The organism is Sphingobium sp. 22B, from assembly GCF_001580035.1.
Classification (GTDB): domain Bacteria; phylum Pseudomonadota; class Alphaproteobacteria; order Sphingomonadales; family Sphingomonadaceae; genus Sphingobium; species Sphingobium fuliginis.
Genome location: NZ_LTAB01000001.1, coordinates 407,893 through 428,300, shown reverse-complemented (window position 1 = coordinate 428,300; position 20,408 = coordinate 407,893). Strand labels below are relative to the sequence as shown.

Below are 20,408 nucleotides of genomic sequence, written 5' to 3'. Positions count from 1 at the left end.
CGTCTGGCTCAATGCTCCCGGAAGGACAGCCAGAGCGACTGGGTCAGCGGTTCCAGCGCATATTGGAGCGCAGTCCGCCGCCGCAGCGGCACCAGAACCTGCACCGGCATCCCCGCCTTCAGGCTGAAATCCTTCCCCCGCACGCTCCTGATCCTGTCCAGTTCCTTCGGCGGCACCATCACCTCTGCGGTGTAGAAGGAGACCCCCGCCTTTTCATCCTGGAAGCTGTCGGCCGAAAGCCGCGTGATCCGGCCGTCCATGATCGGCAGGTCGCGTTCATGCAGGCTGCTGAACTTGATCTGCGCCTGCTGCCCCACTTTCAGGTCGTCAATGTCTTCCGGCGAAATCCGCGCCTCTATGACGAGGCCCGCCCGGTCGGGAACGATGTCCATCAGCTTCTGGCCGGCGGAAATGACGCCGCCGACAGTGAAGACGTTGAGGCCGACGATGGTGCCGGTGGCGGGTGCGCGGATTTGCAGCCGGGCAAGCTGATCCCTGGCGGCGCGATATTTGGGCAGCACTTCGTTGAGCGAGAATTCGACGTCGCGCAATTCCGATGAGGCGCGTTCCTTATAGGCCTTTTCCGCTTCGAGCGCCTTCAGCCGGTTTTCCCCCGCTTCCGCCCCGGACCGGGCGATGCTGGCGGAAAATTGCCCCTCCTGTCCCTGAAGATCGGCCCTTGCGCGTTCCAGGGCCCTGATCCGGGATTGGGACACAAACCCCTTTTCCGCCACGCCGCGCAGGCTCTCCAGTTCCTCTCCGATCAGACGGGCCTGCTCTGACGAGGCCGCCAGTTGCGAACGATAGCCGCGCGCCGTCTGCTGCACCTGACTGGCCTGCTGGCGCAGCACGCCGGTCTGCGCCGCCAGTACGGAGCTGCGCGCGTTGAACTGGGTCAGCTGAAGGCGGATCGCCTCCTCCGCATCCGCCTTCTCCTGTCCCTTCAGCATCGCAAATTCGGCAGGCCACAGGACATGGCTTGCGCCAAGCTGCTCGGCAATCAGCCTGGCCCGCTGCGCCTTCAACTCGATATATTGCGCGCCGAATATGCGCGCCTGCGCCCGCACCTCGGCGGAGGCCAGTTCCATCAGCGGCTGGCCTTGGCTGACATGCTGGCCTTCCTTCACGAAGATAGCGCCCACCACGCCGCCGTCGCGATGCTGCACCGATTGCCGCTGGCCCGACACGGTGAGCCGCCCTGGCGCATAGGCGGCCGCATCCAGCCGCGCAAAGGCCGCCCAGCCGAGGAACAGGACGAAGAACAGCGCCGCGATGATCATGCCGGCGCGCATGTCGCGCTCAGGCCGATCATCGATGATCTCCGCGCCGCTTCCGGCGGGATAGTAAAGCTCGACGGCGCCGGCCGCATCCCTGATCTGAATAGTTCCCATGGCGCCTTACCCTTCCGCCGTCTGGGGAGCGGGACGTTCTTCCGACCGGATCGCCTTCAAACGGCCCAGCACGTCGTCGCGTGCGCCAAAGGCCTCGACCCTTCCGTCGCGCATCACCATGATCTTGTCGACCACGCCCAATATCCCCATGCGATGGGCGACGATGATGACGGACGCATTCCTTTTCTTGAGGTCGGCCAGCGTCGCGACCAGCCGCACCTCTCCCTCCGCGTCGAGATGCGCATTGGGTTCGTCCAGAAAGACCAGCGGCGGCGCACCGTAGAGCGCCCGCGCAAGACCGACGCGCTGCGCCTGCCCCGCGGAAAGGCCGCGTCCGCCCCAACCGAGCGTCAGATTATAGCCGCCCGGCAGATGCTGGATCATGTCATGCGCGCCGCTCAGCCGGGCGGCTTCGATGGCGGCATTGTCTATCGCTTCCTCATCGTCCGACAGGAAATTGCCGAAGCGGGCGATATTCTCCTTAATGGTCCCGGCGAACAGGGACGTGTCCTGCGGCAGATAGCCGACGAAGCTCGCCAGTCGCTCCGATTCCCAGTCCTGGATGTCCGCGCCGTCATAGCGGATCGATCCGCGCAGCGGCCGCGCCGCGCCGGACAGCATGCGCAGCAGGGTCGATTTGCCCGCGCCGCTGGGTCCGACAATGGCGATGACCTCCCCCGGCTCCACCGTGAAGCTGATGTCGGCCAGCACAGGTCTTTCCTGGCCCGGGTTGAAACAGGTCAGATGTTCGACCGCGATATGGCCGTTCGGCGCAGGCAACCGGGTGAGGGCGATGTCGGCATCCCTCGCGGCCAGCAGATCGTTGAGTGTCGCATAGCTTGCCCGCGCATGGACGACGTTGCGCCACGCACCCAGCAATTGGTCGATCGGCGCCAGCGCCCGGCCGACCAGAAAGGAGGAAGCGAAGATCGCGCCCGCCGAAATCTGGTCGTTGATCGCCAGCCACGCGCCCAGGCCCAGCGCCAGCGATTGCAGGGCGAGGCGGATGAACTTGCTGATGGCGACATAATGCCCGCCCGCGAAGCTGGCATGGGCCTGAAGGTTCAGCATCGCCCGGCGTTCGAGCAGGTGCCGCCGGACCAGCGCGTTCCGCATGCCGAGCGCGCGGATCACCTCCGCGCCCGCGATCGTCTGTTCCTGGCTGACATAGGCCTTGTTGGCGGCGTCATTGGCCTGCTTCAGCGGCGCATTTGTCCGCCTTTCATTGCAAAGCGCGATGAAGAGGAGCGCGCCGCCGCCGGCCACCGCCATGGCCGCAATGGCCGGATGGATCAGGAAGCAGACGACGACATAGATGGGGCTCCAGGGAAAATCGAAGATCGACAGGATTGTCGGCCCTGTCAGCGTCTGGCGGAGCGTGTCGAATTCTCGGAGGGCCTGTCGGTTCATCGCCTCGCCCGTCGAGCCGCGTCCACTGAGCGTCGTGTCGAGCAGCAGCCCCGAAAGCTGCCGGTCGAAGCGGATGCTGGCCCGCACCAGCAGGCGGGAGCGCACCTGCTCCAGCAGCGCGAGCGTGCCGATCACGAAGATGATGATGATTGTCAGGAAGAACAGGGTAAGTCTGCCCTGTCCCGTCACGACCCGGTCATAGATTTGCAGCATGTAGAGAACGGGTCCGATATAAAGGACGTTCATCAATGCGCTGAATATCAAGGAAGAAAGAAAGTGGCGCCTGCATGATGACTGGGCAGCCTTCATCGGAGCGGATGGTTTATGAAGGTCACGCAACATAAGTTCCGCCTCGCCCCCATGTCGCGCCATGCTGTCGGCGCTATGTCCTATGCTTTGCTTATACTATCCTGCTGATTTTCGGTAAATATAACCAATAGCATAGGTGCGCATGCGTACCGTAATGGCCCGGCCCGCCGGCAAGGCTCCGACCGGGTCAGGCGGTGGCGATCCGGATCAGCGCCTGCACATCGACATGCTCTTCCAACTGCATTGCGATCTGGTCCAGCGCTTCATGCACCGAAGCCTGATAATCCTCCGATGCGGCTTCATGCCCCAGGCGGGACAGAAAAGCGGCGCGCAGCGCGGTGCTGGCGAACAGGCCGTGGACATAGGTGCCCATCACCGTGCCGTCTCCGCTCGATGCGCCATCGGGACGACCGCCCTCCAGCATGGCGAACGGGCGCGCGCAATCGGCGCCGTCCGTCCGTCCGACATGCATCTCATAGCCCGAAAAGGCCTGGCCCATTGCGGTTCCGGCGGTCCTTTCCAATGTCTTGACCTGCGTCAGCCGGGTTTTCACGTCCAGCAGGCCAAGCCCCTCGATGCCGCCGGGCGGCCCCTCGATCCCGTCCGGATCGTCTATCCTGCGGCCCAGCATCTGGTAACCGCCGCATATCCCCAATATCGGCCGCCCGCGCCGGCGATGGGCAAGAATGTCGATGTCCCATCCCTGATCGCGGACCGCCTGCAGGTCGGCGATCGTCGCCTTGGAACCCGGCAGGATGATGAGCGCGGCCTCCGCCGGAATGGGCTGGCCCGGCGGCACCATCATGACTTCGACGCCCGGCTCCAGTTTCAGCGGGTCCAGATCGTCGAAATTGGCGATCCGGGGCAGGATGGGGCAGGCGATCAGCAGCTTTTCGTGGCCGCCGCCCTGCCGGCGTTCGAGCACCACGGCATCCTCGCTGGGTAAGCGGCTGGCCTGGCCGAACCATGGGATGACGCCAAAGCCCTTCCAGCCGGTCAACTGCTCGATATGGCGATAACCATCCTCGAACAGCGCGGGGTCGCCCCGGAACTTGTTGATCAGGAATCCACGGATCATCGCCGCATCGGCGGGATCGATGACTGCCCTTGTTCCGGCGACGGCCGCAATCACGCCGCCGCGATCGATGTCGCCCACCAGGATCACCGGCACATTCGCGGCCCGCGCAAAGCCCATATTGGCGATGTCGCCGGCGCGCAGGTTCACCTCTGCGGGCGATCCGGCGCCCTCCACCACGACAATGTCGCATTGCGCCTGCAAGCGGCGGTAGCTGGTCAGTACGGCCTCCAGCAATTCGCCGCGCGCGGACCGGAAATTTTCGCTGCCCAGCTTGCCGCGCACCTGGCCATGGACGACAAGCTGGGACGTGCGGTCGGCCTGCGGCTTCAGCAGCACCGGGTTCATGTCCGTATGCGGCTCGATTCCTGCCGCTATGGCCTGAAGAGCCTGCGCCCGCCCGATTTCTCCGCCATCGGCGGTGACGGCGGCATTGTTGGACATGTTCTGCGGCTTGAAGGGCCGGACGCTGTATCCGCGCCGCACCAGCGCGCGGCAAAGGCCCGCCACCAGCAAGGATTTGCCGACGTCCGAACCCGTTCCCTGAAGCATGATCGCAGCCATGACGCCGCTCCTGCATGGAGCGGGCGGCAGATACAAGTTAAATGGCGCTGTGCCGCATCTCCACGGCGTCCAGGATCATGCCGCCGGCCATGAAGACGCTGCCGGTGCAGGCCAGCGCCAGCAAATGCCCCCCGGTGCCGGGATATTGCTGCATGTAGACGAAGCCGCGCTCGGTCGCGCCAAGGGCCAGGGCGTAAATCACCAGAAACGCCTCGAACTTGGTCTTGATCGTGAAGAGGCGCTTGATCCGTTCCATCCGGTCCCACTCGGCTTGCCCGCCGTCAGGGGATTAGATCGCCTGAAAGTTGCAAATGGTCAACAACCGTTAACCATGATTGTTCGATGCGGGCGATCAGCCGGGTATCGGCCAGATCGTCTGGCGCTATGGCTTCGGGCCAATAGTTGCGGACGATGTCGGCAATGCCGTCCAGCTTCGCCTCGTCCACCAGGAAGCGGGGATCGATATTGGCAGGATCGGCCACCACGCGCAGGCGCAGGCAGGCCGGACCGCCGCCATTGGCCATGGACTGGCGCACGTCGACAGGCACGAGCTTGCGAATGGGGCCGTTGCCCGCAACCATCTCCTCCAGCCAGTTCCAGATGGCGGGCATATCCCGCGCCTCCGTCGGCAGGATCAGCGCCATGCCTGTCCCGGGCGAATTCGAAGGGTCGCCCGTGGGCAAGGTGACGAGCTGCGCATTGAAGATATAGCTGCGGATCGCGTCCGACAGGCTGATGGCGCTGGCGGGAACCTCCACGATCTCCACCGACGGCAGCCTGGCGCGGAGATCGGCGTAGAAGCGCTCCTTGTCCGCAAAGGCATGTTCATGCGTGAAGAGCACGCGTTCGTTGGCGACGGCGACCACGTCATTGTGGAAGGCGCCCGCCGCGATCGCTTCCTCCGACTGCATGACGAACAGCGTGCGATCCGGATCGAGCCGGTGCAGCCGGGCGACGGCCTTGCTCGCCTCGACATGCTGGCGGGCGGGAAAGGGGCCGCCGGACTGGCCATAGACGAACACCTCGACGCCTGCCTCGCCATGGCTGTCGCACAGGCGCATGTGATTGGCCGCGCCCTCGTCGCCGAAGGGGGCGGGGACAGGGCCATGCACGGCGAAGGCGTTCCGGTCGGAAAAGGCAAGGCGCAACTGGGCCAGCGTCTGCGGCCATTCATGGCTGCGATGCGGCATGGTGACGAGATTGGCGACGGTCAGGTGCGTGCGCCCATCGGCCGTATCGGCGGCCGGCGAAACGGTCGCGGCATTGGCGGCCCACATGGAGGAGGCCGACATGGCGGCGGCGCGGATATGCGGCTCCGCATTGCCGACATCGGTCCCGAGAGCTGACAGCCAGGCGCCATCCGGCCGCCACTGGGGCAGGAACAGCCCCTGCGGCAGACCGAGGCGAAGGTTGGACCGCATCTTCTCTATCCCCTGGAGCGCCGCTGCGCGGGGATAGGAGATGGCGCCCGCGTTGCGCGCGGAGGCAAGGTTGCCCAGGCTGAGGCCCGCATAATTGTGGCTGGGACCCACCAGGCCGTCGAAATTGATTTCCCTTGCCGTCATGCCCGTTCCGCCATGGTGAATGTCTGTCCCGGTTCCACCCCCAGCAGTTCGGCGGAAGCCCGGTCGAGCGATATGCCGCCATCCTCCCGTTCCGTCACGAAGCCATAGGTGCAGCGGAAATCCGCGAGCCGTCCGGTGGTCACCAGCATCTTGTCTCCGCCCTTTTCGTGCACCGCGCCCAGCACCGCGTCGGAGGCATGGGCGATGGTGCGCAGCGAATTGATTTGCCCCACCATCGTCGGTCCGCCGTCGAATATGTCGACATAGCCGGGATTGGTGAAGCCCTCCGTCTCCAGCATGCGCATGGCCGCGCGGCCATTGGGGTGGGGCATGCCGATGACGCCGCGCGCGGTGTCGGTCAGCATGGCGGTGTAGATCGGCGTCTTCGGCATCAGGTCGGCAATGAACTGGTTGCCGTTCACCGCGTTGAACTCGTCCGCCTCCTGAAAGCTCATGCCGAAGAAGCGCCCCGCGAGGCCGTCCCAGAAGGGGGAGCCGCCCGCCTCGTCGATCACGCCCCGCAGTTCCGCGATGATCCGCTCTCCGAAGCGGGCGCGATGGTTGCGGATATAGAGATAGCGGCTGCGCGCCAGCAGCAGCCCTAGACCTTCGGCCCGCTCGCGGGGGTGAAGGAACAGGCCGCCTACTTCCGTCGACCCTTCCAGATCGGTGACGAGCGAAAGCATCTCCGCCCTGAAGGTGCGCGAAAGCTCCCGGCTATGTTGGGTGAGAACGCCCAGCCGATAGGAATAGAAGGGCCAGCTTTGCCCGACCTTGCTGAATATCTGGCAGGTGCCGCGGACCTGACCCGTCTGGCTGTTTTCCAGCACCATGACGATCAGTTCGTCCTCGACCCCTTCGCCTTGCCGGGCCAGCGCCTGTTCCGTCCGCTCCACCTTGGCGGCAAGCGACTTCCGGTCCGGCGGCAGGTTGGTGAACCCGCCCCCGGTCAGCTTCGCCATTTCATAAAGGGTCTGCAAATCGTCGGCGCGCGCCGTGCGCATGAAAAAACTCACGCCTTCATTCCCCCGGTGAAATGCCCCTGGGCGATGCGGAGCAGCGCCAGGGCCGATAGTTGCGCCCGTTCGGCCAGGCTGTCGACGATCAGATATTCCGAATCGCTGTGGATATTGCCGCCCCGCACGCCCATGGTGTCGACCACGGGCACGCCGCAGGCCGCGATATTATTGCCGTCGCACACCCCGCCGGTATCCCGCCAGGCGATGGAAAGGCCCAGGTCCGCGCCGCATTGCCGGACGAGCCCGAACAAGGCTTCCGCCCGCCCATCCATCGGCTTGGGCGGCCGGCCGAAGCCCCCATGCCGATGAAGCGTCACCTCATGCTCCAGGGCGATCCGCGCCATGGCGTCCTTCAGCAGTTCGTCCGCGGCCTGCTCGTCGGCAGGCGTCTTCGGCCGGAAATTGACGTGCAGAACCGCGTGGTCCGGCACGACATTATTGGGACTGCCGCCCTCGATCCGCGCGGGATTGCAGGAAAAGCCGCTGCCGCTCGCCGCCTTCAGCCGCAACGCCAGGTCGGCGGCCGCCAGCAATGCGTTGCGGCCATCCTGCGGATTGCGCCCGGCATGCGCGCTTCGTCCGGTGACGACGATGGCGAAGTTGCCGCTGCCGGCGCGCGCCCCGGCCAGCGTGCCGTCGGGCAGGGCCGGTTCATAGGTGAACGCCGCGATCTTGCCCGTCGCGACCTGCCGCAACAGCGCCGCGGAGGAAGGGCTGCCGACCTCCTCATCGCTGTTGATGATGACGTCATAGCCCAGCCGCCTTGCATGCGGTGCGGCTTCCACCGCGCGCAGGGCGGCCAGCATGACGGCGATCCCGCCCTTCATGTCCGCGACGCCCGGTCCGTTCAGCGTCGCCGGATCGATCCACCGCAGGGCCTGAAAGCCATGGTCGGCGGGGAAGACCGTATCCATGTGCCCGGTGAGCAGGATTTGCACCGGAGCCTCCGGCCTGACCGAGAGGCGCAGGTGGCTGCCATGCGCGACCATCGCCAGACGGCCGTCGGGCCGGACGGTTTCCACCGGCTCTGGATCGACAAGGGACATCGCGCCCGGCAGGCCGGCGAAGGCATCGGCAAGCATGGCCGCCATGGCCGCAAGACCGGGAAGATTGCGCGACCCGCTGTTCACCGCCGCCCATTTTTCAGTCTGGGCGAGCATGGGCGCGTCAGCGGCGCTTTCCATGACGCTCCGTTCGAACGACGAAATGCCTCTCATCCTGACGACCCTATCAGAGCGGAGGGCGCGCCTCCACCCCTGGTCCTGAAAGTCGGCGACCGCCTAGAAATCATAGGTGAGGGTCAGGCGACTCATCGTGTCCGAATCCCGCGCCGACAGCAGCGTCTCCGATTCATATTGCACATTGTAGGAAAAGGCTGCCGACCAGCGTGTTCCCACCTTCGTCACCAGCGAGGTCAGCGAATTCAGCGTATAAACATCGCTTTCGGCATAGCCGGAGGCTGTCTGCCTGAAGGTCAGCGCAGGGGTCAGGCGCCAGGCGAAGTCCATGGACGCACGGGCGCCCAATTTGGTCTCCCGCTCTCCGGTCACATATTTGGCATGGCGGATCGAAGGACCGGCATCCAGCGAGAGGTCAACCGGATCGCTGACGATCAGCTTGTAGCCGATGCCGGCCGAGGCGGTGTAGCGCGCGTCATAGCCGATCGACGTATCCCGCTCGAACTGCGTCAATCCATAGGCGAAGCCCCGTGGATCGAATTCATAGCGCGGCTCATAGCTGGCGGTATAGCGTTCGCGCGAGGTCACGCCGTTGGCGCGCCGGTAATCGACGCTGGCGGCCAGCTTGTGCGACCATTGGATGCCGGTGCGCTTGACCGCTGCGCTGGCGCTGATGCCGATTTCGCTGGTGGAGCCGGTGGAGCGGAAGCCGCCCGCTTCGATCTTGCCCGTCCACAATTCCGTGAAGCGCGCCTCGCGGATCACGGTTTCCTGCGTCGCCTTGGTCCGTTCCTTCCAACTGTTGACCATGCGCTGAATCTCGTCGGCGGAACCGGGATTGGTCTGCTTGGCGATCTTTGCGACGGTCGCGATCTCGGTCTCATTGCCGTTGGCGATGGCCGCCTCCAGCATTTCCCGCACCGATGGCGGCAGGAGCACGGGGTAATCGGCGAGCGCCGGGGTGGAGAGGAAGAGGGGCAGAACGGCCAGCCAGTAACGCATGCGCCTTCTCATACCGGCATGGCAGCGGATTTTAACCCTTGTTTTCAGATCAAATCCCTGAATTCCTGGAGAATATCCCGATACAGCTTGCGCTTGAACGGCACGATCAGGTCAGGCAGGCTCTCCGGCTCCGTCCATTTCCATTCGCGGAATTCAGGATGCGCCGTCTGGATGTCGATGTCCTCATCCGACCCCAGGAAACGCGCAAGGAACCAATATTGCCGCTGGCCGCGATATTTGCCGCCCCACAGCTTGCCGATCAGTTCCGGCGGCAGATCGTAGAAATGCTCCTCGCGCGCCTTGGCGATGATCTCCACATGCTCGCGAACGATGCCGGTCTCCTCGTTCAGTTCCCGAAGGGCGGCCGCCTTCATATCTTCGCCGTCGTCGATGCCGCCCTGTGGCATCTGCCAGGCTTCCACCGCATTATCGATCCGCTGACCGACGAAAACCTTGCCATCCATGTTGACGAGCATGACACCGACGCATGGCCGGTAGGCGAGTTCTGAATCATTCGGCATCGAAGCCATCATAGTCCCTGGTCGTTAATCCCGACAAGCCGTCCGGAGGCTCCAGCCCGCCCGTCGCTTTGTGCAGTGCAAGAATAAGCGGGGCGGGGCGGCGCGTCCATGCCGGAAAAATCCTGACGCGGCGATTTGTGCTGTGCATCGCTTCAAATGGGCGGGGGCTTGGAACATCGGGCGGCCCATGGCATGCCCGATCGCATGTCAGACCCCGTAATTCTCTGGTTTCGTCAGGACCTGCGTCTTGCCGATCAGGCCGCACTGGCAGCCGCCGTGCAGGAAGGGCCGGTGATTCCCGTATATGTGCTGGACGATCAGGCGCCGCGCCAATGGAAGATGGGCGGAGCGTCGCGCTGGTGGCTGCACCATAGCCTGAAGAGCCTGGACGAAAATCTTCGGGAGAAGGGATCGCGCCTGATCCTGAGGCAGGGAAACTGCATCGATCAGATCGTCCAGATCGCTGAGGAAACGGGCGCCCGGCGCGTGCATGCCCTGCATCATTACGAACCCTGGTGGCGCAATGCCGAGAAGGCGCTCGCCAAAAGGCTGGAACTGTGCCTGCATGACGGCGCATTGCTGCTGCCGCCCGGCGCGGTGCGGACGGGCGAAGGAAACAGCTATCGGATCTATACCCCCTTCGCCAGCGCCGTGATGGAGCATATGCCGCCGGCTGAACCGGTTCGCGCGCCTTCGCGCATCGATGCGCCAGAACGTTGGCCGAAAAGCGATTCGCTGGACCGATGGGACCTTTTGCCGACCAAGCCGGATTGGGCCAGGGCCTTTTCACGCGACTGGACTCCTGGGGAAGCGGGGGCGCGGGCCAATGTCGCCGCCTTTCTCGACCAGGTGGCGGATTATGACAGGGCCAGGAACCTGCCCTCGCAGGAGGGGAGCTCTCGCCTGTCGCCGCACCTCCATTTCGGGGAGGTCTCCCCCGCCTATGTCTGGCGTCGGGTTGCCGGAGCGCCCGGCGATGCGACGACCTTCCTCAAGGAACTGATCTGGCGCGACTATGCCCATACGCAGATATGGGCCATGCCCGCCTATGGATCGGAAAATGCGCGGCCAGCCTTCGACGCGATGCCCTGGCGCGATCTTCGCGAGGCTGGTGCCGATTTCAAGGCGTGGAAGACAGGGCGCACGGGCTATCCCATTGTCGATGCCGGCATGCGGCAGCTCTGGACGACGGGCTGGATGCATAATCGGGTGCGCATGATCGCGGCCAGCTTCCTGATCAAGCATCTGCTGATCGACTGGCGGCATGGGGCGCGCTGGTTCTGGGATACGCTGGTCGATGCGAGCTACGCCAATAACAGCGTCAACTGGCAATGGGTTGCAGGCAGCGGCGTCGATGCCAATATCTTCTCGCGGATCATGGCGCCCCTGACCCAGTCGGGAAAGTTCGACGCCGCAGACTATATCAGGGCCTGGGTGCCGGAACTGGCGCATCTGAACGATGACATCATTCACGACCCCGAAGCGCATGATGCGCGTCCGTCCGATTATCCGGCCAAGTGCATCGGTCATCGGGAGGGGCGTGAACGGGCTCTCGCCGCATGGCGCGGGATCAGGCCATGATTGCGACGCGTTAAACCATCGGGCAGAGTGGAAGCATGAACGCCATTGAACCCCGTCGTGGCCGGGCCGCAGTGCCGGTCAGGCGACCGCTGGAGCGCCGCAGCCATGGCTGGCCGGATCGTCTCGCCGCCCGGCAGTTCCACAAATTGCTCGACCGCATCGACCTTGGGCTCGAACAGGGTTCTTTGCTCGCCATTCTGCCGGACGGCAGCCAGCGCCTGCTCGGCGGCCGCGCAGCGGGACCGGAATGCGAGGTTCATCTGCTGCGCTGGCGGGCGCTGATTCGCCTGATCGCCGGGGGATCGGCCGGCTGGTACAGGGCCTGGGCCCGGGGAGAGTGGACCAGTCCCGATCCGGTTCCGCTCTTCGCCCTGTTCATGGCCAATGCAGCCAGCCTGGGCAATGTCGCCCGGCCGCATGGGCCGGCACGCTGGATCGGGCGCGCGTTCCATTGGGCGCGCCGCAACAGCCGCAAGGGTTCGCGGCGCAACATCGCCTATCATTATGATCTGGGGAATGATTTCTACCAGCCATGGCTCGACAAGGGCATGCATTATTCCAGCGGCCTGTTCCGCGACCCGGACGATCGGATCGAAAGCCTGGAGCGGGCGCAGCAGCGGAAGGTCGACGCCATTCTCGACCGGCTCGACATCGGCGATGGCGATTCGCTGCTGGAAATCGGCTGCGGCTGGGGCGGCTTGGCCGAACAGGCGATGGCGCGTTGCCCGATCCGTTATGACGGGCTGACCCTGTCGGTCGAACAGGCGCATTTCGCACGTGACCGCCTGGGGTCGGGAGCGAACATCATATTGCGCGACTATCGCGACGCGCAGGGGCAATATGACGCCATTGCCAGCGTGGAAATGGTGGAGGCAGTCGGACAACGTTACTGGCCGGCCTATGTCGGGGCGATCGAGCGTCTGCTCAAGCCCGGTGGGCGGGCGGCCATACAATATATATTGATCGATGACGCGATCTTCGAAGGCTACGCCCGGGGCGCGGATTTCATCCAGACCTATATCTTCCCAGGCGGCATGCTGATTTCGGAAAGCCGTTTCCGGGCCTTGGCCGAAGCGAACGGTTTGGAGTGGCGTGATGTACGCCGCTTCGGTCTGCACTATGCCGAAACGCTGCGCGTTTTCCAAGCAGATGGAATCATCTGCTGACTCGGAAAACGCGACAAAACAAAAACTTAGAGCAGTCGAGCCGATGCAATCGGATCGGAATCTGCTAGCGGCCTTGGCGGGTGGATGGGGGAAGTGCCATGCCTGCAACCGGCCAGTCCAGTCATCCCCAAGGCTCAGCCTCTAATCGATACGCGTCCGGTATCCGTCGGGCGTGTCCGCAATCACCAGATCGAGAATCGCCTGACCCACGGCAGCCGGTTCCTTGAGCGTCGCCGGGTCTTCACCCGGAAAGGCCCGCGCCCGCATCGCTGTACGGGTGGCGCCCGGATCGACGATATGAGTGCGGATGGCGGAGATGTTCTTCACTTCCTCGCCATAGGCGCCGACCAGGGTTTCGAGCGCCGCCTTCGAAGCGCCATAGGCGCCCCAATAAGCGCGCGGCGCCGCGCCGACCGAAGAGGTGATCGCCACCACGCGCGCATCGCCGCTCGCCCGCAGCATGCCGTCGAACGCCGCGATCAGCGCCTGGGGCGCGGCGACATTGAGCGTCAGCAACCGGGCGAATTCCTTGGCGTCGATGGCTGGAACCGAAGCCAGGCTGCCCAGCGTCGCCGCGTTCAGGACCAATATGTCCAGCGCCTGCCAGCGACCCGAAACGGCATGCGCCAATCGTCCGATGCTTTCGCCGTCGATGAGGTCCAGCGGCGCGATGGTCGCATTGCCGCCGCCCTCGTGAATGCGATCCTCCACCTCTTCCAGCCCGCCCGTGGTGCGGGCGGTCAGGATGACATGGGCGCCGGCGGCGGCGAGCGCTTCCGCCGTGGCGGCGCCGATGCCGCGGCTCGCTCCGGTGACGAGGGCGAGCTTACCGGAAAGGGGTTGGCCGGAAAGGGGTTGGGTCGACATGAATGTCCCTCATGGGGTCAGGAAGGAGCAAGCCCGAGGCCGCAAAGCGTCGGGCTGTCCGTCCGGCGGTAGGAAAGGCGTTCAGACCACTCGTTCGGCCAGCAGTTCGAGCTGGTTCTGAACCACGGCTTCGTCCTGGTCGGTCAGAGTGGTGGGATAGTCGCCGGTGAAGCAGGCGTCGCAATATTGCGGCCGTATGTCGGCGCGCTTCGCCTCGCCCAAGGCCTTGTACAGGCCGTCGATCGAGATGAAGGACAGGCTGTCGGCATGAATGAAGTCCTGCATCCCGCCAATGTCCAGACGGTGCGCCAGCAGCTTGGTCCGTTCCGGCGTGTCGACGCCATAGAAGCAGCTATGCTTGGTCGGCGGACTGGCGATGCGCATGTGCACTTCCTTGGCGCCTGCCTCGCGCATCATCTGCACGATCTTGAGCGAAGTGGTGCCGCGCACGATCGAATCGTCGATCAGGACGATCCGCTTGCCCTCGATCAGGGCGCGATTGGCGTTATGCTTCAGCTTCACGCCCAGATGGCGGACCTTGTCGCCCGGCTGGATGAAGGTGCGCCCGATATAGTGCGAGCGGATGATACCCAGCTCGAAGGGAATGCCCGATTGCTGGGCATAGCCGATTGCTGCCGGAACGCCGCTGTCGGGTACGGGGATGACGAAGTCTGCCTCGACCGGGTTTTCGATGGCCAGTTGCGCGCCGATCGCCTTGCGCACCGAATAGACGCTGGAGCCATCCACGACCGAATCGGGACGGCTGAAATAGACATGTTCGAAGATGCAGGGCCGGGCATGGGTGTCGCCGAAGGGACGGTGGCTGCGCACCTCGCCGTCATGGGTGACGATGACCAGTTCGCCCGGTTCGATGGAGCGGACATGCTCCGCGCCCACCACGTCGAAGGCGACGGTTTCCGAAGCGAAGATGATCGAATCGCCCAGCTTGCCCATGACCAGCGGCCGGATACCCAGCGGGTCGCGGCAGGCGACCATGCCTTCGGGCGTCATGACGATCAGCGAATAGGCGCCCTCGACCTGCTTCAGCGCATCGATGAACTTGTCGAGCAGCGTGCGATAGGTGGACGTGGCGACCAGATGGATGATGACTTCCGTGTCCGACGTCGACTGGAAGATGGAACCGCGGCGGATCAGTTCCCGCCGCAGCTTCATGGCGTTGGAGATGTTGCCGTTATGCGCGACGGCGAAACCGCCCGAACTCAGTTCCGCATAAAGCGGCTGGACATTGCGGAGCGATGTCTCGCCGGTGGTGGAATAGCGGACATGGCCGCAGGCGGCGGTGCCGGGAAGGCCCCGAATCACTTCGTCGCGGTCGAAATTCCCGGCCACATGCCCCATCGCCCGATGGGTGTGGAAATCATGGCCGTCCCAACTGGTGATGCCCGCGGCTTCCTGGCCGCGATGCTGGAGCGCGTGAAGGCCAAGGGCCACCATGGCGGAGGCGGTTTCAGCGTTGAAGACGCCGAAAATGCCGCATTCCTCACGCAATTTGTCGTCGTCGAACGGGTTGGTCGTAAACATGGGTTTTTGATGGTCCACTGCCGATCCTGTGCGCCCTCATCGGGACGGCTTTCGCGCGCATATAGTGCGTTGGGGACGATTTGTCGCCTGCCTGTCACAAAAAAGGGAAGCAATACCCACCGGCCGCTATTTTCCAGCGATGAAATTGGGAAAAAGGCCTACTGGCCTTGAGCCATTGGGGAGGCTAATAGCCTCTTCTCATGCATCGTTTCGCCAATCCTGCACGCTTCCTCAAAATTGCCCGGCCGTTGACCGCCTGGCTGTTCTGGCCGGGGCTGATCCTGCTGCTGGCCGGCGCCGGCTGCGGCCTGTTCGTGACCCCGGCGGACTATCTTCAGGGGGATACGGTGCGCATCCTTTACATTCATGTGCCGGCCGCGTGGCTGGGCATGGGCGGATGGACCGGGATCGCCGTCGCTGCCCTCATGCAGCTCGTCTGGCGCCATCCGCTGGCGGCCGTCGCGGGACGAGCCATCGCCATGCCGGGCGCTTTCTTCACGGCGATCTGCCTTATCACCGGATCGATCTGGGGCCGACCGACCTGGGGTACATGGTGGGAATGGGATGGACGCATGACCTCCATGCTGGTGCTGTTCTTCCTCTATCTCGGCTATATCGCGCTCGCCAATGCCAGCGCGCGGCAGGGCAGCGGCGGGGTGAGCCCGGTGACAGCCATTTTCGGGCTGGTGGGCGCGATCAACATCCCGATCATCAACCGCTCCGTCGTCTGGTGGAACAGCCTGCATCAGGGGCCCAGCATCACGCTGCGCGGGTCCAGCATCGATACCGCGCTGCTTTGGCCGCTCGGCTTCACCCTCGCCGGATTTACCTTGCTTTTCGCCGCGATCGTGCTGATGCGCATGCGCGCCATATTGGCGCAGAACAAGATCGAAGCGCGCATGCAAAGGCTGGCGCGGGGGTGAGGATATGAACCAGTGGGCTTTCGTCATCGGCGCCTATGCGCTGACCTTGTCGGGCACCGGCCTCATCAGCCTGTTCAGTTGGCGCGCGATGCGCAACGCTGAACGCAGGGCATCGGCGGACAGGGCATGAAGGCAAAGCATCAAAGGCTGATCCTGGCCGTGGTGGCCCTGTTCGCGCTGATCGGCGCGGGATTGCTGGCCGCTTCCGCGCTGAAGGACGAGGCGGCTTATTTCTACGCGCCCAATGACGTGAAGACCAAGGGCGTCGAGCCGGGCAAGGCGATCCGGCTGGGCGGCATGGTGGTCAAGGGCAGCCTGAAGCGCGCCAGCGACGGCGTAACCATCCATTTCGACGTCACCGACGGCAAGGCGACCGTTCCGGCGAGCTTCAAGGGCATCACGCCCGACCTTTTCCGCGAAGGTTCAGGTGTGGTGGCGGAAGGTGCTTTCGATGCGGGCGGCACCTTCCAGGCCACCAACCTGTTGGCCAAGCATGACGAACGCTACATGCCGCGCGAGTTGGAAGGCATGAGCTATGATGAGAAAACCCACAAGATGAAGGCCGAACGGTGAGCGAGAGCCAGCGTCATCGGCAAGGTCATGCTGGGGTCGGTTCAGCATCCATCAGGCCCCGCGCCCCGCAACTCGAAGAGGCGGAGCAGGCCCGGCATCTGGTTCATGGTCACGAAGCGTCCGGGGAGGAAGCGGCAGCATGATCGCTGAAGCCGGCCTTGCCGCATTATGGCTCGCCGCGTCCTTGGCGCTGCTTCAATTGGCGCTGGCCGCTGTCGGCCTGGCGGGCGGCAAGAGCGAGTTGCTGGGCGCCGTCCGTCCGGTGGCGGTCGCGCAGGGGGTGCTGACCGCGACGGCCTTCGCCTTGCTGATCATGCTGTTCCTGCGATCCGACATGTCGGTCCTGCTCGTCGCCACCAACAGCCATTCGATGAAGCCATGGCTCTACAAATTCGCTGGAACCTGGGGCAATCATGAAGGGTCGATGCTGCTTTGGGTGACGGTGATGGGTGTCGCCGGATCGGCCGTCGCCTTGTTCGAGCGGGCCTTGCGGCGTGAAACCCATATGGCGACGCTGGGCGGACAGGCGGCGATCAGCCTTGGTTTCTACGCCTTCCTGCTTTTCGCCTCCAATCCCTTCGCGCGGATCGACCCGCCGGCCCCGGACGGGCAGGGGCTCAATCCGCTGCTGCAGGACCCTGGGCTCGCCTTCCATCCGCCGACCCTCTATCTCGGCTATGTCGGCCTGTCCGTCGCCTTTTCCTTTGCCGTGGGGGCGCTTTTGACCCGGCAGGTCGACGCGGCCTTTGCGCGCGCCATGCGGCCCTGGGTATTGGGGGCGTGGATATTGCTGACGCTCGGCATCACGGCGGGCAGCTATTGGGCCTATTATGAGCTGGGCTGGGGCGGCTGGTGGTTCTGGGACCCGGTGGAGAACGCCTCGCTCATGCCGTGGCTGGCGGCGACGGCGCTGCTGCATAGCGTGACCGTGCTGGCCACCCGCGACGCCCTGCGCGCCTGGACGGTGATGCTGGCGGTCGTCGCCTTCTCCATGTCGATGGTCGGCACTTTCCTCGTCCGGTCGGGCATCCTGACCAGCGTCCACGCCTTTGCCGTCGATCCGGAGCGCGGAACCTTCATCCTGGCGTTGCTCGGCATCTATATCGGCGGCGCGCTGGCGCTGTTCGGCTGGCGCGTGGGCGCGGTCCGCGAGGGCGCGCCGTTCGAGCTGGTCAGCCGGGAAACCATGCTGGTCGTCAACAATCTGCTGCTGTCGGTCATATTGGGGCTGGTGCTGATCGGCACGCTTTATCCGCTGCTGACCGAAGCCTTCGGCCATAAGGTGTCGGTCGGCGCGCCCTATTTCGACCGCATCGCCGGGCCTGTCGCGCTTGCCTTGATGATCGTCATGGTCCTTGGGCCACTGACCCGCTGGCGGCGCGACCGGATGCGGGAGGTGAGCCGGCGCATAGCCGTCCCGCTGATAATGGCGGGATTGGTTTTCCTCGCCTTGTCGGCATTCGCCTGGGGACGGATCGGCATATTGCCTTTCCTCGGCCTGGTGATCGCCCTGGCCGTCGCTGTGGGGAGTGTCGCGCCGCTCTGGAAGCGCAATCTGCGTCGCACGCCGCTTTTCACCTGGGGCATGGTGATCGCGCATCTGGGCTGCGCGGTCAGCCTGGCGGGCATGGCCTGCGATTCGGCCTTCACGGTGGAAAAGCTGGTGGCCGCCCGCCCCGGCGATACTGTGGAGACGGCGGGCTGGACGATCCGTTTCAAGCAGATCCTGCCGATAGCGGGCGATAACTGGACCGCGCTCCAGGCGGATATGGAAGCCGGCCGGGACGGTGGGGAGCCGGTCCTGATCCACCCGCAGTCCCGCTTCTTCGCCTCGCCGCCCACGACGACGACGGAGGCCGCTCTGCTGACCCGCTGGAATGGCCAGCTCTATGTCGTGCTGGGGCAGGAGGCGGATGAAGGCCGCTGGCAGCTCCGCATCTGGTGGAAGCCTTTCGTGACGCTGATCTGGCTGGGTGGTTTCCTGATCGCTGTGGGCGGCGCGCTGGCGCTGGTCGGGCGGGAACGGCGCGGATGGCTGCTCAAATGGCGGGCACGCAGGGCTGTGGAGGCCGGCGCATGAGGAAGCTGCTGATCTGGTTGCCGCTGGCGCTGTTCCTTGGTTTTTTCGGGCTGTTTGCCAGCGGGCTGCTGCGTCCGGACGACCGGATCATCAATTCGAAACTGGTGGGCAAGGCGTTGCCTGCCTTTGTCCTGCCTGCCGCCGCGAGCGACCGGCCGCCGCTGGCAAGTTCGGAACTCGCGACCGGCAAGCCGCGCCTGCTCAATATCTTCGCGAGCTGGTGCGTGCCCTGCGCGGCCGAGGCGCCGCAGTTGCTGGCGCTCAGGCAGGCGGGCGTGGAGATCGACGCCATCGCCATCCGCGATGCCCGGCCCGATGTCGACGCCTTCCTCAAGCGCTATGGCAATCCCTATTCCCGCATCGGCCTGGATGCGCGGAGCGAGGTGCAGATCGCCATGGGTTCGTCGGGCGTGCCCGAAAGCTTCATCATCGATGGAAGGGGCCGCATCGCCTATCAGCATGTCGGCGACATCCGCGAGGATGATGTGCCGATGATCCTGGACCGGCTGAGGAACGCGCAATGAGGATGCTGGTCGCCCTGCTGGCGCTGATGCTGAGCGTGCCGGTCTTCGCCCAGTCCGCGCTGCCGCCGGCGCCCTATGCCGACCGTCAGATCGAAGACCCGGCCCTGGAGAAGAAGGCGCGGACGCTGATGGAGACGATCCGCTGCCTCACCTGCCAGAGTCAGTCGATTGCCGACAGCAATGCCAGCATGGCCGGGGACATGCGCTCCCAGATTCGCGAGCGCATCATGGCGGGCGAAGAGCCCGAGCATATCCGCGCCTGGCTGATCGAGCGCTATGGCGACTGGGTCAGCTATGAGCCGACAGCCGATCCGATCCTCTGGCCGCTCTGGGCCGCGCCCCTGATCCTGCTGGGATTGGGGCTGCTGCTGCTGCGCGGTCGGATCAGGCGGCGGAGGCGGGCATGACCGGCTGGATCATTGCCGGCGCCCTGCTGGTCCTGGTGAGCGTGGCGCTTGTCCTTGTCGGGCGGGTGCCGCGGTCGGCCTGGGAAATCACGGCCGCTGCGCTGTTGCTGGGTTTGGCCGGCTATGCGTGGCAGGGCCGCCCCGGACTGGCCGGCTCGCCCCGGCAGGCGGCCGACAGGGGCGGCGCCGCGTTCGACGAGAAGCTGGCCGAGCAACGCCGGGGCCTTGCCGAGCGCTATGGCAAGGCGGGCCAATGGCTGATGCTTTCGGACGGCCTTGGCCGACAGGGGAAGACGAAGGAAGCGGCGAACGTCCTTTTGTCCGGACTTCGCGAGACTCCGGACGATCCCAATTTGTGGCTGGGCTTCGGCAATGCGCTGGTCGCGCATGCAGGCGGAGTGCTGTCTCCCGCCGCCGATTTCGCCTATCGCCGGTCGATGGCGATCGATCCCGAAGGTCCGGCGCCCCGCTATTTCTACGGACTGGCCCTCGCCCGGGCGGGGCAACTCAAGGAAGCCCGCGCCCTTTGGGCCCCGCTGGCCGCCAGCGCCCCCGAAGGCAGCGAGGTCAAGAAGGAACTCGAAGGCAATATCGCGCGTATCGATGCCATGCTCGGGTCCGAAGGCCGATAGACGGTCGAAGCCGCAGCGGCATCATTGCCACCGCCCGGGAGCCGTGATAGGGCGCGGCGGTTTGCGGGGGCTTATGGAA

At 64.8% G+C, this 20,408-nt stretch carries 20 protein-coding genes; 9 read left to right on the top strand and 11 right to left on the bottom strand.

The genetic code is table 11. From position 1 onward, the window contains the following. Window positions 1-8 precede the first annotated feature (8 nt). From A0J57_RS01930 to A0J57_RS01890, 9 genes are all read right to left on the bottom strand, one after another. A complete protein-coding gene (locus A0J57_RS01930; RefSeq protein ID WP_061938503.1) occupies window positions 9-1,391 on the bottom strand; it encodes an HlyD family type I secretion periplasmic adaptor subunit in 1,383 nt (460 codons plus the stop codon). A 6-nt stretch (window positions 1,392-1,397) separates the two neighbouring features. After that, window positions 1,398-3,110, bottom strand: coding sequence for a type I secretion system permease/ATPase (locus tag A0J57_RS01925; protein WP_076605700.1), 1,713 nt, complete (start codon window positions 3,108-3,110; stop codon window positions 1,398-1,400). Window positions 3,111-3,297: 187 nt separating this feature from the next. Further along, complete coding sequence (locus tag A0J57_RS01920; RefSeq protein WP_061938497.1) at window positions 3,298-4,749, bottom strand: cobyric acid synthase; 1,452 nt, start codon at window positions 4,747-4,749, stop codon at window positions 3,298-3,300. Window positions 4,750-4,786: 37 nt separating this feature from the next. Next, complete coding sequence (locus A0J57_RS01915) at window positions 4,787-5,005, bottom strand: hypothetical protein (RefSeq protein ID WP_025550071.1); 219 nt, start codon at window positions 5,003-5,005, stop codon at window positions 4,787-4,789. Between the two features lie 25 nt (window positions 5,006-5,030). Further along, window positions 5,031-6,314: an N-succinylarginine dihydrolase gene (locus A0J57_RS01910; protein ID WP_061938494.1), complete on the bottom strand. Its 1,284-nt coding sequence runs from the start codon at window positions 6,312-6,314 to the stop codon at window positions 5,031-5,033. Then, window positions 6,311-7,330, bottom strand: a complete 1,020-nt coding sequence (locus A0J57_RS01905; protein ID WP_061938491.1) for an arginine N-succinyltransferase — start codon at window positions 7,328-7,330, stop codon at window positions 6,311-6,313. Before A0J57_RS01905 ends, A0J57_RS01910 begins: the two co-directional genes overlap by 4 nt. After that, entirely contained in the window at window positions 7,327-8,550 is a 1,224-nt protein-coding gene (locus tag A0J57_RS01900; protein WP_061938488.1) for a hydrolase, read from the bottom strand. Before A0J57_RS01900 ends, A0J57_RS01905 begins: the two co-directional genes overlap by 4 nt. 63 nt (window positions 8,551-8,613) lie before the next feature. Further along, window positions 8,614-9,513, bottom strand: coding sequence for a YdiY family protein (locus A0J57_RS01895; protein WP_048577082.1), 900 nt, complete (start codon window positions 9,511-9,513; stop codon window positions 8,614-8,616). Window positions 9,514-9,557: 44 nt separating this feature from the next. Next, window positions 9,558-10,043, bottom strand: coding sequence for an RNA pyrophosphohydrolase (locus A0J57_RS01890; RefSeq protein ID WP_044663162.1), 486 nt, complete (start codon window positions 10,041-10,043; stop codon window positions 9,558-9,560). A 195-nt stretch (window positions 10,044-10,238) separates the two neighbouring features. On the opposite strand from A0J57_RS01890, the gene A0J57_RS01885 reads away from it, so the two are divergent. Beyond that, entirely contained in the window at window positions 10,239-11,615 is a 1,377-nt protein-coding gene (locus A0J57_RS01885; protein ID WP_061938539.1) for a deoxyribodipyrimidine photo-lyase, read from the top strand. 35 nt (window positions 11,616-11,650) lie between these two features. Next, window positions 11,651-12,781, top strand: coding sequence for a cyclopropane-fatty-acyl-phospholipid synthase family protein (locus A0J57_RS01880; protein ID WP_235600756.1), 1,131 nt, complete (start codon window positions 11,651-11,653; stop codon window positions 12,779-12,781). Window positions 12,782-12,922: 141 nt separating this feature from the next. Here the strand turns inward: A0J57_RS01880 and A0J57_RS01875 are convergent, their stop codons facing one another. After that, a complete protein-coding gene (locus tag A0J57_RS01875; RefSeq protein ID WP_061938485.1) occupies window positions 12,923-13,648 on the bottom strand; it encodes an SDR family NAD(P)-dependent oxidoreductase in 726 nt (241 codons plus the stop codon). Window positions 13,649-13,729: 81 nt separating this feature from the next. Beyond that, a complete protein-coding gene (gene purF, locus A0J57_RS01870) occupies window positions 13,730-15,190 on the bottom strand; it encodes an amidophosphoribosyltransferase (RefSeq protein ID WP_044662385.1) in 1,461 nt (486 codons plus the stop codon). 200 nt (window positions 15,191-15,390) lie between these two features. Here purF and ccmC point away from each other — a divergent pair, with 200 nt between their 5' ends. The 7 genes from ccmC (at window position 15,391) to A0J57_RS01840 (ending at window position 20,329) form a co-directional block, all read left to right on the top strand. Beyond that, window positions 15,391-16,113 carry a heme ABC transporter permease CcmC gene (ccmC, locus tag A0J57_RS01865; RefSeq protein ID WP_048577085.1) on the top strand — a complete coding sequence of 241 codons (723 nt, stop codon included), beginning with the start codon at window positions 15,391-15,393 and terminating at the stop codon, window positions 16,111-16,113. 4 nt (window positions 16,114-16,117) lie between these two features. Beyond that, window positions 16,118-16,243, top strand: coding sequence for a hypothetical protein (locus A0J57_RS27125; protein ID WP_268873862.1), 126 nt, complete (start codon window positions 16,118-16,120; stop codon window positions 16,241-16,243). Further along, a complete protein-coding gene (gene ccmE, locus A0J57_RS01860; protein WP_061938482.1) occupies window positions 16,240-16,686 on the top strand; it encodes a cytochrome c maturation protein CcmE in 447 nt (148 codons plus the stop codon). The genes A0J57_RS27125 and ccmE overlap by 4 nt, the downstream gene beginning before the upstream one ends. Before the next feature lie 139 nt (window positions 16,687-16,825). Beyond that, on the top strand, window positions 16,826-18,766 hold the full coding sequence (locus A0J57_RS01855; protein ID WP_061938478.1) for a heme lyase CcmF/NrfE family subunit: 1,941 nt from the start codon (window positions 16,826-16,828) through the stop codon (window positions 18,764-18,766). Beyond that, window positions 18,763-19,290, top strand: a complete 528-nt coding sequence (locus A0J57_RS01850; protein ID WP_082166194.1) for a redoxin family protein — start codon at window positions 18,763-18,765, stop codon at window positions 19,288-19,290. Before A0J57_RS01855 ends, A0J57_RS01850 begins: the two co-directional genes overlap by 4 nt. Then, window positions 19,287-19,697: a cytochrome c-type biogenesis protein gene (locus A0J57_RS01845; RefSeq protein WP_061938472.1), complete on the top strand. Its 411-nt coding sequence runs from the start codon at window positions 19,287-19,289 to the stop codon at window positions 19,695-19,697. The genes A0J57_RS01850 and A0J57_RS01845 overlap by 4 nt, the downstream gene beginning before the upstream one ends. Beyond that, on the top strand, window positions 19,694-20,329 hold the full coding sequence (locus A0J57_RS01840) for a cytochrome c biosynthesis protein (protein WP_048577088.1): 636 nt from the start codon (window positions 19,694-19,696) through the stop codon (window positions 20,327-20,329). Before A0J57_RS01845 ends, A0J57_RS01840 begins: the two co-directional genes overlap by 4 nt. The last annotated feature ends 79 nt before the right edge of the window (window positions 20,330-20,408 follow it).